Origin of the sequence: Empedobacter brevis (assembly GCF_965118635.1) — a bacterium.
Taxonomy (GTDB): Bacteria; Bacteroidota; Bacteroidia; order Flavobacteriales; family Weeksellaceae; genus Empedobacter; species Empedobacter brevis_A.
The window spans coordinates 1-13,238 of sequence record NZ_CBCPHV010000011.1 but is presented as its reverse complement, the minus strand read 5'-3'; the positions used below and the strand labels follow the sequence as shown (position 1 = coordinate 13,238).

Sequence of the window (13,238 nt, the reverse complement as noted above, 5' to 3'; positions counted from 1 at the left end):
CATTTTACAAACCCTACGGGCTAAAATCTTTTTAACGCTGCACTCAACATTTTCTTAACGTGAGAGTTTTAATGCCATTTTCTTAGTCCTTTTTCAATATTCAAATTCATTGTCATTTAAAATCTCTCATCCCGAACCTCGAATTTCGCGTCTCGCATCTAAATTCTCACATCTAAATAATAGGTAGCAGAACCCCATTAAATTTGGAAAATGACAATAATCGTTATACATTTAGTGTGCGAAAAATAAAAATATAACATACCTGTCAAAGTCTCTTATTGAGGCTCTGATAGAGAGCGTGTAAAGAAAGGGGAACCTTTGCTTTACGATCCGTTAAATGTTATAAAAACGGAAGTTTGGTTCTTTAAAAGAAAGGGAAAAACGAACAGACTCGGTCTGGTGGTTTTTTACGGATGAATGGAAATTGTTTCGTTCTCATGTGTTTTGGGTTTTATGGAACGATGTCTTCTATTTTGATAGAAGTAGAAATAAAAAGTCAGAGAAACGATTTACACTCCTTCATTATCGTGAGGAAATCCGGTAAGAAAACCTTTAGAGTCAAACTCTTGCCGAATGAAGTACAAACGCATAAATCGCCCTCTGGAATTATCGCAAATATATGAAAATTCCAGTGTATTGGGCGACTTTTTGTACTCTCTAGGGCTTTTAATTTACCGGATTATTCCCGAATAGAGAGACATCATTACGTTAAGTCAAATAGCCTTAACTAATTGTGTCGCTTTAAACATATATCAAATATACAATGTTTGTCATTAAACGCCAAACTTTTTTAATAAATATTTTAAATTATATGAAAATTAATCGATTAGATATTATTTTTAAAGAAAGAAATGTTCAAAATAGAGTAATTGCTAAATTTATTGGTAAGACTGAATTCACAATATCTAAATGGCGAAATAACAAAAGACAGCCTTCTTTGGAAGAACTAATAGAAATTGCAAAATTACTAAGAGTAAGTATTTATGATTTAATAGAACCTACTAACTGGGATAATGAAAAATCAGATACCTATGAAGAGTTTTCAAAAAAAGTAAAAGATAATAAGTAATTAAAAATGTTTTACTTAAAATAAAATATCTAAATTGTTATCATTAACCTGTAGGCATGGTTAATGTTAGTAATAATACTCAGGAGTTAATTTTAAAGGTTGATTAACTCCTGAGTTTTTTAATTATATCTAACTTTCTCCATAAATAAAAAAGGGCTCTTTTGAGAGAACCCTTTTCTAAAATTATTCAGCTTCTGTTATTAATCTTGCTATTTCAAGTTTTTCTTGTAACAAGTCTATTTCTTCTTGCATTTTCAATAATTTTTTTTTGTAAAGAATCATTGCTTATCAATGTGCTTTCTAGTTTATACAGACACAAATCATTGATCTGTTCCTTCTCTTTCTTGCATCCCATCAGTAAAGTAGTAGATAATACAATAGTAAAATAAAAATACTTCATATTATTATATTTTTCTTAAAAATCTAATATACAACCTTATATGCTATTAATAAAATTTTAAACAATAAAGTATATAATATAGTTTTGTTTGTATATTTGCTATTTATGCGAAATGTAAGATATAGCTAATCTTTTATGAAACTAATGCTATAGTAGTTTGTCTAAAAAATGTTATAGCCAATTTTAAAAGCCAATCTTTAATATGACAGATGAAGAATATTTATCACTACATTCTAGAATCGAAATTTATACTCAAATATTATTAGGAATTTTAAGATATACTCCTGTAAAAAATATTTATGAAGAAGAACAATATAGAAAGGAACTAACGAAAAAACTAAAATTCGAAAAATTAACTGATCCTGATTTATTAAGAGCTTGTATAGATTTAGTTGAAGATTCTCAATATGCTATTGAAAATGTATATAAAAATGGTTTATACAAAAAAGAAGAAGATTTAGGCGAAATGTACTTAAGACTTTATGGTGTTTTAAATGCTTCATATTTACAACTTGGTGCAATTTTAGATTTAAATAGACTTTTTAATGTTCCAAATCAAAAGGCAAAAAAAGAGAAGCTTAAAAGTCTTAAATTAATTGAAATTAGAAACAAATTAGCTTCTCATACAACAAATTACAATATTCCAAATTCAAATGAAATTGATTTCTACAAGTTAGCGCAATCAACTTTAAGTAAATGGGGTGGAAATATATTAATTGTTGGAAAAGATCATTCTGAAGAGGTTGATATCATTGAAATACTCAAAGACTTTACAAAAGAAATTGAAATAAATTTAGAAGAAATCACTAAAAAAGAATTATTCTCACGAAAATTTAAGAAAGACCACTTTGAATGGTTAGAATATAGATACAATTTTATCCATAATTACTACCGCTAATTGCTAAGCTTTCGTCTTGTTTGTTTTTCAAGAGAATTTTCGCAAAATTATTAAGAGTATTATATTAGCGAGTAATTTAACGAAATGCAGATATAGATATTTTTTATGAAACTCTACAATATTTTGTTTCGTAAAAAATAATGTTGTGTGTAATTTTACCCCCGATAGAACCTTATTACTTATATGAAAGATTGGGAAAAATATGAAGAGCGAATATTTGAGAAATTGAATGATTCATTCCCTAATTCAATTATTCTAAAAAATCAAAAAATAATCGGTAAATATTCTAAAAGAAGTCGTCAAATTGACATATTAGTTCGTTCAGAATCGATTGGTCGTGAGTTAATTATAGTTATTGATTGTAAAAAATTCAGTAAAAAAATTGATGTTAAAACCGTTGAATCATTTATTGGTTTTTCAGAAGATGTTGGAGCACATATTGGAATCATGATTACAAATATTGGCTATTCTAAAAGTGCAGAAAACAGAGCGAAAAATCATCATAAAGACATTCAACTTGATATCGTCGAATTTGAAAAATTTGATGATTATTACTTTTCATTTGACAGTTGCACTTTATGTAAAGATGAAGATGGAGTTCCTAGAGGTTTAATTAACTGGGCAAATCCATTAGCATTAGTAACTGAAGGTATAGCTACATTTATAAATTCAGGAGAATGTTCTTACTGTGGAGAATCTTATTTAAAGTGCCAAGGTTGTGGTGAAATAATCAATTTTTCCGAAATGGATGATGTTGAATGTAGCTGTGGAAATATATTTGCCATAGAATCTGAATATATTGGACAGGGAATGATCGAGGAGCGAATTTTTATAAAAGATCACAGTTATAATCCTCCAGAATTTATAGACCCAAATCAAACTAATCTATTCGAATAAAACTACACACAAGGGTAACTATTGCTCAACTTCGATTTTGGCTATATGAACACAAAATAGTATAAATAATGACCTCTTTAATACTTCGGCAAGCTCAGCAACCGTTTTAAGGAGGTTTTTTGTTTTTACGGAAAACCGTAATTTATTGTGAGATGGTTGTTGTATGTTTGAGACAACTATACGAAATATAGATATAGGGAGTTTTTTACGAAACTTTTCTATCATTTACTTCGTAAATTAAGATGTTGTGCGTAATTTAACAAACTAGACTTACCTATAAATGAAAATTCAACAATTGGAGCTAAATAACTTTCGTTCATATTATGATGTTAATATTTTAAATTTTTCAAATGGGAAAAATTTATTTTTATATGGGGAAAATGGAAGTGGAAAAAGTTCAATATGTAAAGCTATAAATGATTTATTTGATGCATCAGACAAAAGAAGAACTAAAAGTATTGCCGATCGTCTATTTAATAATCAATTTGAAGATAAATTAAACGACACGCCACAGAATATTAAAATCACATTTTCAAATAAAGAAACTTATACTTTAAATAATATAGGATTTGATGTTGATAATTTAGATACTTTATCTAAAATTAGACGGTTAAAAGGTTTTTTAACATATAAAAATCTAATACCCTTATACTTATACTCTGACAAAGAAAAACATAATTTGTTTAGATTATTAGTTGAAGGACCTTTTTCAAAATTAAAAAATCCCTTAACAAATAAAATAATTGAAAATGAATGGTTGGATAGAAAAAAAAATAAGCTTACTTCAGACTTCTATCAAGGAATTTTTAAAATCTCTGAACTTTTAGAAGATGATACAAATAAAATATTAAAATACTTTGATTCCGATTTAAGTATTAAATTTTTATCTCGTAAAACTTGGACTACTGGAGAAATATACTTAGATGTTTATGTTCAGAATAAAGCAGTTAAAAACTATGGTGAATATTTTAACGAAGCCAAACTTGTAGCTTTAACAATAAGTCTCTTTTTAGCCGTATTTCTAAAACAAAAGGATGAAAACTTATCAGATGTGACAAACATCTTAATTCTTGACGATATTTTTATAGGTATGGATTTGAGTAATAGGATCCCACTATTAAAAATTATAGATGACTTATTTAATGATTATCAAGTAATTTTGACAACTTTTGATGAAAGTTGGTTTAAACTTGCTGAATTCTATCAACAAAAAGATAAATGGAAATTTGTTAAAATATTTTCAAATAAAAACACAAATAATCTTCCAGTTTCTTTTATTCATGATAACCAAGAAAATAATTATAAAAGTAAAGCCTTATTTTTTTTAGAAAAACATGACTATCCAACGTCTGCAAGTTATCTAAGAAAATCTTTTGAGAAAGTCATTAAAGACCTTTTGCCATATAATAAATTACATCATGTAAATGAAGATGGAGAAATTAAAGAAAACTCAAAACTTAACTCAAACTACGAAAATTTAAAACAAGTGCTAAATGAATGCGGTATTGAAAACAATAAACTATATGAGTTTTCTCTATATATGAAAATATTACTTAATCCACTTTCTCATGATAATTCAAAAAGCCCTGTATTCAAGAGAGAACTTGAAGAAGCTTTTAAAATTCTTAATTTCTTAGAAGGTATAGAAAAAAAAATAGTTAAAGAAGTCAATCAATTAGATAACCAAATATTGAAGATTTCAATAAAGGGAAATGACGAAATTTGGTATCAATATAAATACGAATTGCTTGATAACTTAACAAGATATAAATGTGACCAAACAATTGGATATTTAAAATGTCGTATTAATTTATTGTCTACCAAAAAAGATAAAGAACAATGGATAGATATAAATACAAACAATCCAATTTATATTGTTGATGAATATAAAAGCCTATGTAAAAATCATAATGTTAAAATGGAAGATTTTACGAAAAAATTTAGAACTAACAAAAATGTTCCAATTTCAGATCTTTAAAAACAACTACGTACAACATCAGTAAATGGATGCACAACTCCAATTTTAGATACAAAAAATACAAAATAGTATAAATAATAACCTCTTTAAAAGCAATTTTAAGGAGGTTTTATGTATTTACGTGAAACCGTAATTTATTGTGAGATGGTTATTGTATGTTTGGAATAATATTACGAAAAATAGGTATAGGTGTTTTTGATGAAACTTTACCATATTTTACTTCGTAAAAAAAAACAATGTTAGTCGTAATTTTAGAACCACAATATGTCAATATTTATAAGTTATTCCCATAATGACAAAGATTTTGTAGATAAACTAGGATTAAATCTAGTAGAAAAAAGAATTAGAGTTTTCATAGATAGATGGGAAATGAAAGTTGGTGATTCAATAACAAATAAAATTCAAGATGCAATTACTGAAGCATCTTTTCTTATGGTAGTCTTATCCAGAAGCTCAATTGCATCTGATTGGTGTAAAAGAGAAATTAATACTGGATTAATGTTAGAACTTGAGAAAAAAAGAGTTGTTGTTCTTCCAATTTTAATTGAAGACTGCGATATTCCACTGTTTTTAAGAGATAAATTTTATGCAGATTTCAGAAATTCTTTCGACGATGGTCTTTCTACAATTTTGGAATCACTTTCGCAAATGAATAATGATGAGTTAGGTAGAATTTCGGACTTAAATCTTCCTGAAACATTATCAGACTATGTTGTAAATTGGGGAATCCGTGGAGATAATTATGAACTAAATATTGATGTTGTAGAATACTCTATTGACGAAAAAAAACCATTTACAGTTCTAACAAATATTGTTTTTGTTGGAAACAAAAAGGCAACAGAAAGATTTAAAAAACAACTTGAAAAAGGGCAAAATGAGTTAATGAAAACAACTTTATTAATGCTTTTTGCTGAAAATAATTTCAAAGACCAAAACGCTTATCTTCTTAATAATGAACCATATGAAACAATATTAGATTTGCTTGATCCAAAATCTCGAGTACATTTCAGAGGACATGTTCGAGTAAAAAAATTAGGGCCAAGTGATGGGAAAAATAAAATCTACTATTTTGGAAGAATATTTGAAAAAATATGGGAAGATGAAGTAAAAAGCGTTGAAAAAAACAGATAAAAAAACTACGGCTAAAAAGATTAACTGTTGCACAGCTCCAATTTTACGTATAAAACCACCGTTGCAATTTCATTAGCATTTGCTAAATGACCTAAAATTGAATGTATTGTACCTATTTGTGGTTTTCTTAATCTAATTAATTCGTTTTCTACATCCTCCTCCTTGAAATTAAAGTCATTTTCCATGAATTTACAATATCATTTGATAAATATTCAATATTATTTGGATGTTTTAACCATTTTAGAAATGTAATATTTCCACTTTCTACATCATCTTTAAGAAAACTCTTTGATAACAAAACGAAATTTTGATTATCAGGTATATCATTTTTAGAGGTTGTAATATAAAATTCAGTTCCGTCTGAATCCTTTAAAATAACCTTACCTCTCTGAAAAGAAACAATTTCAAAATTTTTTTCAACTTCCTTACAGATCAGATTTATAACAATATTTTTTTGTTAAATTTCAAGTTTTTTCTTCTCTAATTAAACGAGGTAAAATTAATCTCATAGTTTCAGATTTGATTTAAATTGGTTATTTTAAATATATTTCATCTCTTACATATGTGTTTTTAAACCAAAAGCACTGTTTGGAATATTCTTTAACTTTCAGTTTTTTATCTTCTATAGGTAATGGATATGTTTCTGTTGAATCACTTCCATGAGGCCTAACATGGCATACAAAGTTTTCACTCATCTTAGGAAGATTATTCAATTTTATAAAGTTACCTTTTACTGAAACTCTAACATTTCCAAATTTATCTGTTGCATAGCCCTTAAAAATATTCCCTTCTTGTATTACTTTTTTTGTTTTAAGCCAAACCTTTCTAACTTCATTTCTGTCTATTAGTGGCATATTCCAAAACTTAACTTTCTCAAGTATATACTCGCTTCCATTAAACTTAAAAAAAATGAACAAAAATTTCTTTTCTACTATTTCTTTTATTTCACTTGTAATCCAACTTTCTCTATATATTTGTTCAAATTCAAAAGCCGGAAAAGAAATAGATTGAATAATATTATTATTCGTCTCTACTCTTATCGCTTTAACTTCTATATCCGCTTTTTGGAATTCTTCAATTTCTTTATCTAATTCTATATTTAAAATTGCATGAGTTACTTTTGAGTAGAAATTCTTTTGATCATTAAAGTTCAATAAAACCCCTGTTTTTTCTGAAATTTCTTCCACGCTTTTCCCATAGTATAATTTAAATTTATCAATTACAATCTCTTCAATTGTTTTTTTCTTAACTTCTTCAACAGATTTAATTAATTTCCCATATACTTCTTTTGTTTCTCCAGCTATTGATGCAATTATATGATTTACATAACCTTGCTTAAAAGAATATGCTCTTTGTTTTGCAGGAATTTCTGAAAACGGTTGCTTTCTTACTGAAGAAGCATTTGCTCCTTTTGTACAAGCCCCAAGGTAGAAGGTATCTCCTTCAGAAAGTTCATGTGCTTTGCCATCAGCTATTTTCTTATTTATCGTTTCCCAATCTTTCTTTATAATTTCTAAATCAGTTAACGGAAAACTCCATTCATCAACCAATTTTATAACATAATCCAAAATATCGAAACCAGACTGATGTAAATAGAATATCAAGAGAATATTTGCATTCTTTTTAATAAAGTCACTATTTTCAAAATCCTGATTAACAACATTTAAATAGTTGATAATATTTAAGACCAATCGTTCTTTTGAGCGGTAATCTTTATTCTTAAGTTGTTTTAATGGTGAAGATTTTAACTCTAGTTTAGCAATTGGGAAGTCCGGTTCAGCATCAGAATTTGGTTTATAATGAAAATAAAACTCTTCTAATATCTGACCAAAATGTCCTTTACCTGTACGGTCATTTCTAATTGAATCAACATCGCAAACTTCCCTTAATGATTTTCCTTTTAAAATTTTTGCGTACTCAATAATTGAGTTTTTATCCTCTGGATTATATTCTAAATTCATTTTTAACAGATTTTACTAAAAATTATCGTCAGTTCCATCATAATCGATTTCTTCTTCCAATTCTTCAAAAAATTCTTCATTATCTTCAAGAAATAATAATCTTTCCAAGAACTTATCTATTGGTTCAAAATTTTCATCTGTTATTAAAGGGGAGATTAATCCAGTATGACCATAATTAAAATAATAAACATTTTCCAAATCATCATTATTGTGATTAGAGCTATTGATTTTAACTAATCTATCTTTTGTCCCACAAATTCTTACAAATTGTAAATCTTTACCAACATTAAATTTACTCCAATCCTTATTAAGTGTAATAATAAAATCATTTAAGTTAGACAAATCACCTATTTGAGGTGAAATTCTATATTTAAAAATATTACTAAAAAAAACATAGATATTTTTAAATATAGGAATGTGTACTATATAAGAAGCATACTTTGCTATATGTGATCCGTTATGAGGAGTTGCAAATGTGCATAACATCCTAATTCTCCTAATATCTATTCCATTCTTTTTACAGTCAACCAAATATTGCCTTGCAATTAGTCCTCCCATACTATGTGCTACTAAAATAATGTTATTAGTATCAGCACAATTATCATTTATATATTGTTTTAATAAGTCAACATTATAAGAATTTCTCTTTGACCATAAAGCTTTTACTGGAAAAGTTAGGTAACCAAATATATTTATAATCATGTTAGGCATCCATGAAGGAGCTTCATAATAAAACATCTTTCTATAATATTTAAATATTCTTAACAAAACACCATAATTTAAATTCCATTTAGAATCAAGATAAATGGAAAACTTTTGAAAAGTATGCGATCCACCTCCTAAACCATGAATAAACACAATACATTTATCCGAGTTCGGATTTTTAATATGTGTTATCATTTAAAGTTTCTTTGCTTTAGTATCTGACTCAGATATAATTTGGTTAAGTAAGTTTTTTACATCTATCTTTTCTAGAACATTTATGCTTATAACATCAAGATTAACTAAATATTTGTATATTTTTTGTAATTCACTTTTAATATTATTTTTAATCTTTAGTTCCTTAATTGCAATCTCGCCTTGAACTAAATTATTAACTAATTTAGCTTTTAATTTTTCCGAAAAGTGGTTGTCTAAAGTACCAAAAATCTCTTCATTAGACATTTCAGGTCTTTCTTCTTTAAATGTACTAAAAGTTTTTTCACACAATGTATCTTTTATAATCTTATGCTCTGCATAAAAAGGAGTCCATAAATCACTATTTGAATATAAACTTTGATTGTCTTTAGGATTTCCTAGAACACGTGCTCTTTGCACTGGTAATCCTATTCTAATGAAATCAAAATAAACTTCTTTTAACTCATCAGTTTCTTGATATTGATTCAAATAACGGCTTAAATCTACAAAATGTCCTTCTTTTTTATCTAGCCTTGTGTAAACATTTGGACTATCTAGGTAATCTAAGTACTCTTCCATTAAAGATAGAATATCTAACCATTGATTGATACGATATTTTTTTTCCCCCATCAATCTCGCTATTTCCTCAATAGAAATATTATGAGGAGGTTCAATAAGTTCTTTGCATCTAAGATATTTTTCAATAGGCTTATATTCAACTTTATTATCAACCCCCATTTGATAATTTGTTTCAAGCTTTATAATTTCTAGTTTGTTTTGATTTAAATTATCTGGTAAAACAATTGCCTTAAAATAATCGACAGGATTTCCTTCTCGATGTAATTTACTTAATAATGATGCCCTTCTATTTCCATCAATAATAATTAAATCATTTGTAACTATACCAATTTCCTGTTGGCCATAGTCTTTTAAGCTTTGGATTGTTTTTTCATTTCTATTTTCTGCAGACTCAAAAAGATAATTTTCTATTATTCTTCTATCGTCTTGATTTGTAGGGTCTAAATCTCCACGTAAAGATTCATAAGATAAAACAGCACTTTTGATTCGTCCGTTATACTTATTATAAATTAATTTACTTAACGGTATTTGAACAACGTCAAAAGGTTCTAATTTGCCATTATACCAAATAGCTCTGACTTCATCAGTTTTTGTGTATTGCATTTTTTAGAATTTCTGAATTAATAGTAATTTTATTAATAAGAGTAGTCCCTATTTTTTCTATAACACCGACAACTAAAGCATTTCCCATAAAAAAAGCTCGTTTAGTATCTGTTATATTATTTAGTTCCGTATGATGATCAGGAAACATATTTAAACGTTCTAACTCTACAGGTGTTAATCTTCTTAATCCTTTTGAAGTAGAAACAACATGTTTGAATCTCGAAGCAGATTTCCCTCCTTCTCCTGTAATAATTGTACGAGAAGCATTATCTAAAGCATCAGGAAAAATCATCCCTCCTTCACTATAATTGTATTCGTACCCCTCAGCATTTTTACGAATCTCTTTTTTAGCTCCCTTTAAATATTCCCATTTAGGAAAATCATTTGCATCGATAAAATACTCTTGATTTACTTCCTCTACATCAATTAAAATATCCTTCAAAGTGGTATATTCTCCATCGTAATTAGGTAATGTTTTGATTGAGGTTACTTCTCCATCAATCATAATACCTGCATTCTCAAATGGAGTTTTCTTTCCATTTAAATTAAAATTCTCTGAAATTTTGACAATATCATCTTCTAAGCTAAAGATAGAAGGAGTCAACTTCAAAGCATTTGTAACAGGAAAAGCTTCAGCTATAGTACCATTTTCTAAAATCCAATTAGATGGAATTTCTTTTTTGATGGTATCATAAATAGGAGCATCCTTATGATATGCTAAAATAAACGTTCTTCTTCTACGTTGTGGAAAACCATATTCAGCAGCATTTATAACACGCCACTCCACGATATATCCTAATTCATTTAAACTTTGTAAGATAATTGCAAAATCACGTCCTCTTTGTTTAGAAGGAGAATTTAGTAAACGGTCTACATTTTCTAAAAACAAATATTTTGGTTTTTGTTTTTTATCCGATAATATTTTATGGATAGACCACCATAAAACACCTTTTTTCCCCAATAGTCCTTTTGAATTTTTAAGTGTAGTTGCAACAGAATAATCCTGACAAGGAAATCCACCAACTAACATATCATGGTCGGGTATCACAGAACAGTCTTTAACGACTTCTTCTATATTCTCGTTACTATGATTTTCACTACCCCATCGATTTTCATAAACCATAGAAGCATGTTGAATTTTAGTTGAAGGCTCCCATTGGTTACTCCAAACTATCTGATAAGGTGTTTTGAATTCCTCTGAATAATTTGAACAACAAGATTTGTTATTCCAACCTTCAAGACCTAATCTAAAACCACCTACACCCGCGAATAATTCAACTACTTTTATTTGTTCCATATTTAAAATTCTGGGACAAAAATACAAACTTAAACGTCAAATGGTGACTTTAACTATTTTTTTTTGTTCATCAAACTAAAAATATTCTCTAAATCAAAAATAGGATTTTCTTCATTAAAATTATTTTTAAAAAGTCTTGTTCCGGTAGCAATTAAGACGCGTTCAATTAATAAACGAACTTGATTTGATGTATCAGTAGGTAATTTTATTACACAATATTCACTCCACTCATTGAAATTATGATGGTCTTTATTTATTGGATATCGTGAAGCCAATGATTTACTAGTTTCACCAAAGTATAATTCCTTAGTAGCACGATTTAATAATATATAGATACTATTTTCTGCCAATTCTGTAGAAATAAATTTTCTAGATTTCCATTTGCTTACTTGTATACGTCTTTCAATTTCGGTATCATTACTAAGTAGATAATCCGCTATCAAATAAGAACTTAATTCTTTAAATATATTGGGGAAAATCTGTGATTCAGCTTTTACTTTAAAATACTCTTGAATTACAATACTAGGTGAATTATTTTTCCATATAATTTTAATTTGTAATTGCTCTTTAAAACCACCTATATCAAATTCACTGAACCCAATCTCTTTATATTCCTCATCCCCTAGATGAAACTCAAGAGAACGAACAAAACTTTTAGGATAATCTTTTGCAAGTTGTGATGAAAATAATTTATCCCATTTCAAACGATAATTACTCATCTTATCCCTACCTTTTGAAAAAGATAATGATAATGTTGCTTTAAACTTATATAAATCATTTCCTTGGTCTTTAGGAGAATAATATTTTATTTCTGTTTTCCAATTTTTATTTTCTGCATTATGACTATCAATAACTTCATTACCCCAAGTTTTTACATAATACTTAGGCAATGTTATCATTAAATCATTAATAAACATTGATTTATGAATATCTAAAGAAAAAAAATCAGGACGTAATTTAATTGCTTTAGTTCTACTTTTTCTTTTATCCATTTATTGTTTATTTTTAAGTTCTAATATACACTTGTTTCTTAAATTTTTTAAGTAAAGAAAAATATCATTTTTATATAAAAAATACATGTAAAACAATTTATAAATATAATTAAGTAAATATTTTTTTTCAAACGAAAATATTAATGCAAATAGGAGAATAAATAGTTCTCCTTTTCTTGGTTTTAGTTTATGTAGCACTTTTTATTTTGTTGATTTTATAATTTTATTAGAATTAATAATCTATTATAATCTCATTTTAAAGTTTAGTTATATATTAATTAAATCTATTTTTTTGCCCATTCAATTATTTTATCAAATGGTTTCTTTTTATTTCCAATACCAATAGTTTCAATATTAAGAGTGTTATTTTTATTAATACCTAAGTTATATCTAAATTGCTGGTTATAAACTTGAAAAATAGGATTAGAATTTGGAAAATATTGACAAGCTTCAATTCCTTTGGTAAATAGAGATTTATAACCAGGTTCTTTTGCTAACCACCCAAAATTAACATTATTATTTTTAAAGAATGATTT

The 13,238-nt window shown here is 27.2% G+C and carries 12 protein-coding genes; 5 read left to right on the top strand and 7 right to left on the bottom strand.

Annotated elements, in window-relative coordinates; genetic code table 11:
- Window positions 1–763 precede the first annotated feature (763 nt).
- The 5 genes from ACMHJW_RS12315 to ACMHJW_RS12295 all read left to right on the top strand — a co-directional run bounded on the left by ACMHJW_RS12315 (window position 764) and on the right by ACMHJW_RS12295 (window position 6,373).
- A complete protein-coding gene (locus ACMHJW_RS12315) occupies window positions 764–1,069 on the top strand; it encodes a helix-turn-helix transcriptional regulator (protein WP_413533716.1) in 306 nt (101 codons plus the stop codon).
- 602 nt (window positions 1,070–1,671) lie between these two features.
- Window positions 1,672–2,367, top strand: coding sequence for a hypothetical protein (locus ACMHJW_RS12310; protein ID WP_413533715.1), 696 nt, complete (start codon window positions 1,672–1,674; stop codon window positions 2,365–2,367).
- Window positions 2,368–2,550: 183 nt separating this feature from the next.
- Window positions 2,551–3,264 carry a restriction endonuclease gene (locus ACMHJW_RS12305; RefSeq protein WP_413533714.1) on the top strand — a complete coding sequence of 238 codons (714 nt, stop codon included), beginning with the start codon at window positions 2,551–2,553 and terminating at the stop codon, window positions 3,262–3,264.
- 280 nt (window positions 3,265–3,544) lie between these two features.
- On the top strand, window positions 3,545–5,242 hold the full coding sequence (locus ACMHJW_RS12300) for an AAA family ATPase (RefSeq protein WP_413533713.1): 1,698 nt from the start codon (window positions 3,545–3,547) through the stop codon (window positions 5,240–5,242).
- A 264-nt stretch (window positions 5,243–5,506) separates the two neighbouring features.
- A complete protein-coding gene (locus tag ACMHJW_RS12295; RefSeq protein WP_413533712.1) occupies window positions 5,507–6,373 on the top strand; it encodes a toll/interleukin-1 receptor domain-containing protein in 867 nt (288 codons plus the stop codon).
- 20 nt (window positions 6,374–6,393) lie between these two features.
- On the opposite strand, the gene ACMHJW_RS12290 is transcribed toward ACMHJW_RS12295, so the two are convergent.
- The 7 genes from ACMHJW_RS12290 to ACMHJW_RS12260 all read right to left on the bottom strand — a co-directional run.
- Window positions 6,394–6,558, bottom strand: coding sequence for a hypothetical protein (locus tag ACMHJW_RS12290; RefSeq protein ID WP_413533711.1), 165 nt, complete (start codon window positions 6,556–6,558; stop codon window positions 6,394–6,396).
- Window positions 6,559–6,906: 348 nt separating this feature from the next.
- Complete coding sequence (locus ACMHJW_RS12285; RefSeq protein WP_413533710.1) at window positions 6,907–8,334, bottom strand: Sau3AI family type II restriction endonuclease; 1,428 nt, start codon at window positions 8,332–8,334, stop codon at window positions 6,907–6,909.
- 15 nt (window positions 8,335–8,349) lie between these two features.
- Window positions 8,350–9,234, bottom strand: a complete 885-nt coding sequence (locus ACMHJW_RS12280; RefSeq protein WP_413533709.1) for an esterase/lipase family protein — start codon at window positions 9,232–9,234, stop codon at window positions 8,350–8,352.
- On the bottom strand, window positions 9,235–10,413 hold the full coding sequence (locus tag ACMHJW_RS12275; RefSeq protein ID WP_413533708.1) for a hypothetical protein: 1,179 nt from the start codon (window positions 10,411–10,413) through the stop codon (window positions 9,235–9,237).
- On the bottom strand, window positions 10,394–11,710 hold the full coding sequence (gene dcm / locus ACMHJW_RS12270) for a DNA (cytosine-5-)-methyltransferase (RefSeq protein WP_413533707.1): 1,317 nt from the start codon (window positions 11,708–11,710) through the stop codon (window positions 10,394–10,396). The genes ACMHJW_RS12275 and dcm overlap by 20 nt, the downstream gene beginning before the upstream one ends.
- Before the next feature lie 53 nt (window positions 11,711–11,763).
- Window positions 11,764–12,702 carry a hypothetical protein gene (locus tag ACMHJW_RS12265; protein ID WP_413533706.1) on the bottom strand — a complete coding sequence of 313 codons (939 nt, stop codon included), beginning with the start codon at window positions 12,700–12,702 and terminating at the stop codon, window positions 11,764–11,766.
- A gap of 284 nt (window positions 12,703–12,986) precedes the next feature.
- On the bottom strand, window positions 12,987–13,238 hold a 252-nt coding region (locus tag ACMHJW_RS12260), incomplete at its 5' end, for a hypothetical protein (RefSeq protein WP_413533705.1).

Coding starts and splice junctions, on each gene's coding strand:
- ACMHJW_RS12305 (WP_413533714.1), top strand. CDS start 2,551: ATGAAAGATTGGGAAAAATATGAAGAGCGAATATTTGAGAAATTGAAT.
- ACMHJW_RS12295 (WP_413533712.1), top strand. CDS start 5,507: ATGTCAATATTTATAAGTTATTCCCATAATGACAAAGATTTTGTAGAT.
- dcm (WP_413533707.1), bottom strand. CDS start 11,710: ATGGAACAAATAAAAGTAGTTGAATTATTCGCGGGTGTAGGTGGTTTT.
- ACMHJW_RS12290 (WP_413533711.1), bottom strand. CDS start 6,558: ATGGAAAATGACTTTAATTTCAAGGAGGAGGATGTAGAAAACGAATTA.
- ACMHJW_RS12285 (WP_413533710.1), bottom strand. CDS start 8,334: ATGAATTTAGAATATAATCCAGAGGATAAAAACTCAATTATTGAGTAC.
- ACMHJW_RS12280 (WP_413533709.1), bottom strand. CDS start 9,234: ATGATAACACATATTAAAAATCCGAACTCGGATAAATGTATTGTGTTT.
- ACMHJW_RS12275 (WP_413533708.1), bottom strand. CDS start 10,413: ATGCAATACACAAAAACTGATGAAGTCAGAGCTATTTGGTATAATGGC.
- ACMHJW_RS12310 (WP_413533715.1), top strand. CDS start 1,672: ATGACAGATGAAGAATATTTATCACTACATTCTAGAATCGAAATTTAT.
- ACMHJW_RS12265 (WP_413533706.1), bottom strand. CDS start 12,702: ATGGATAAAAGAAAAAGTAGAACTAAAGCAATTAAATTACGTCCTGAT.
- ACMHJW_RS12315 (WP_413533716.1), top strand. CDS start 764: ATGTTTGTCATTAAACGCCAAACTTTTTTAATAAATATTTTAAATTAT.
- ACMHJW_RS12300 (WP_413533713.1), top strand. CDS start 3,545: ATGAAAATTCAACAATTGGAGCTAAATAACTTTCGTTCATATTATGAT.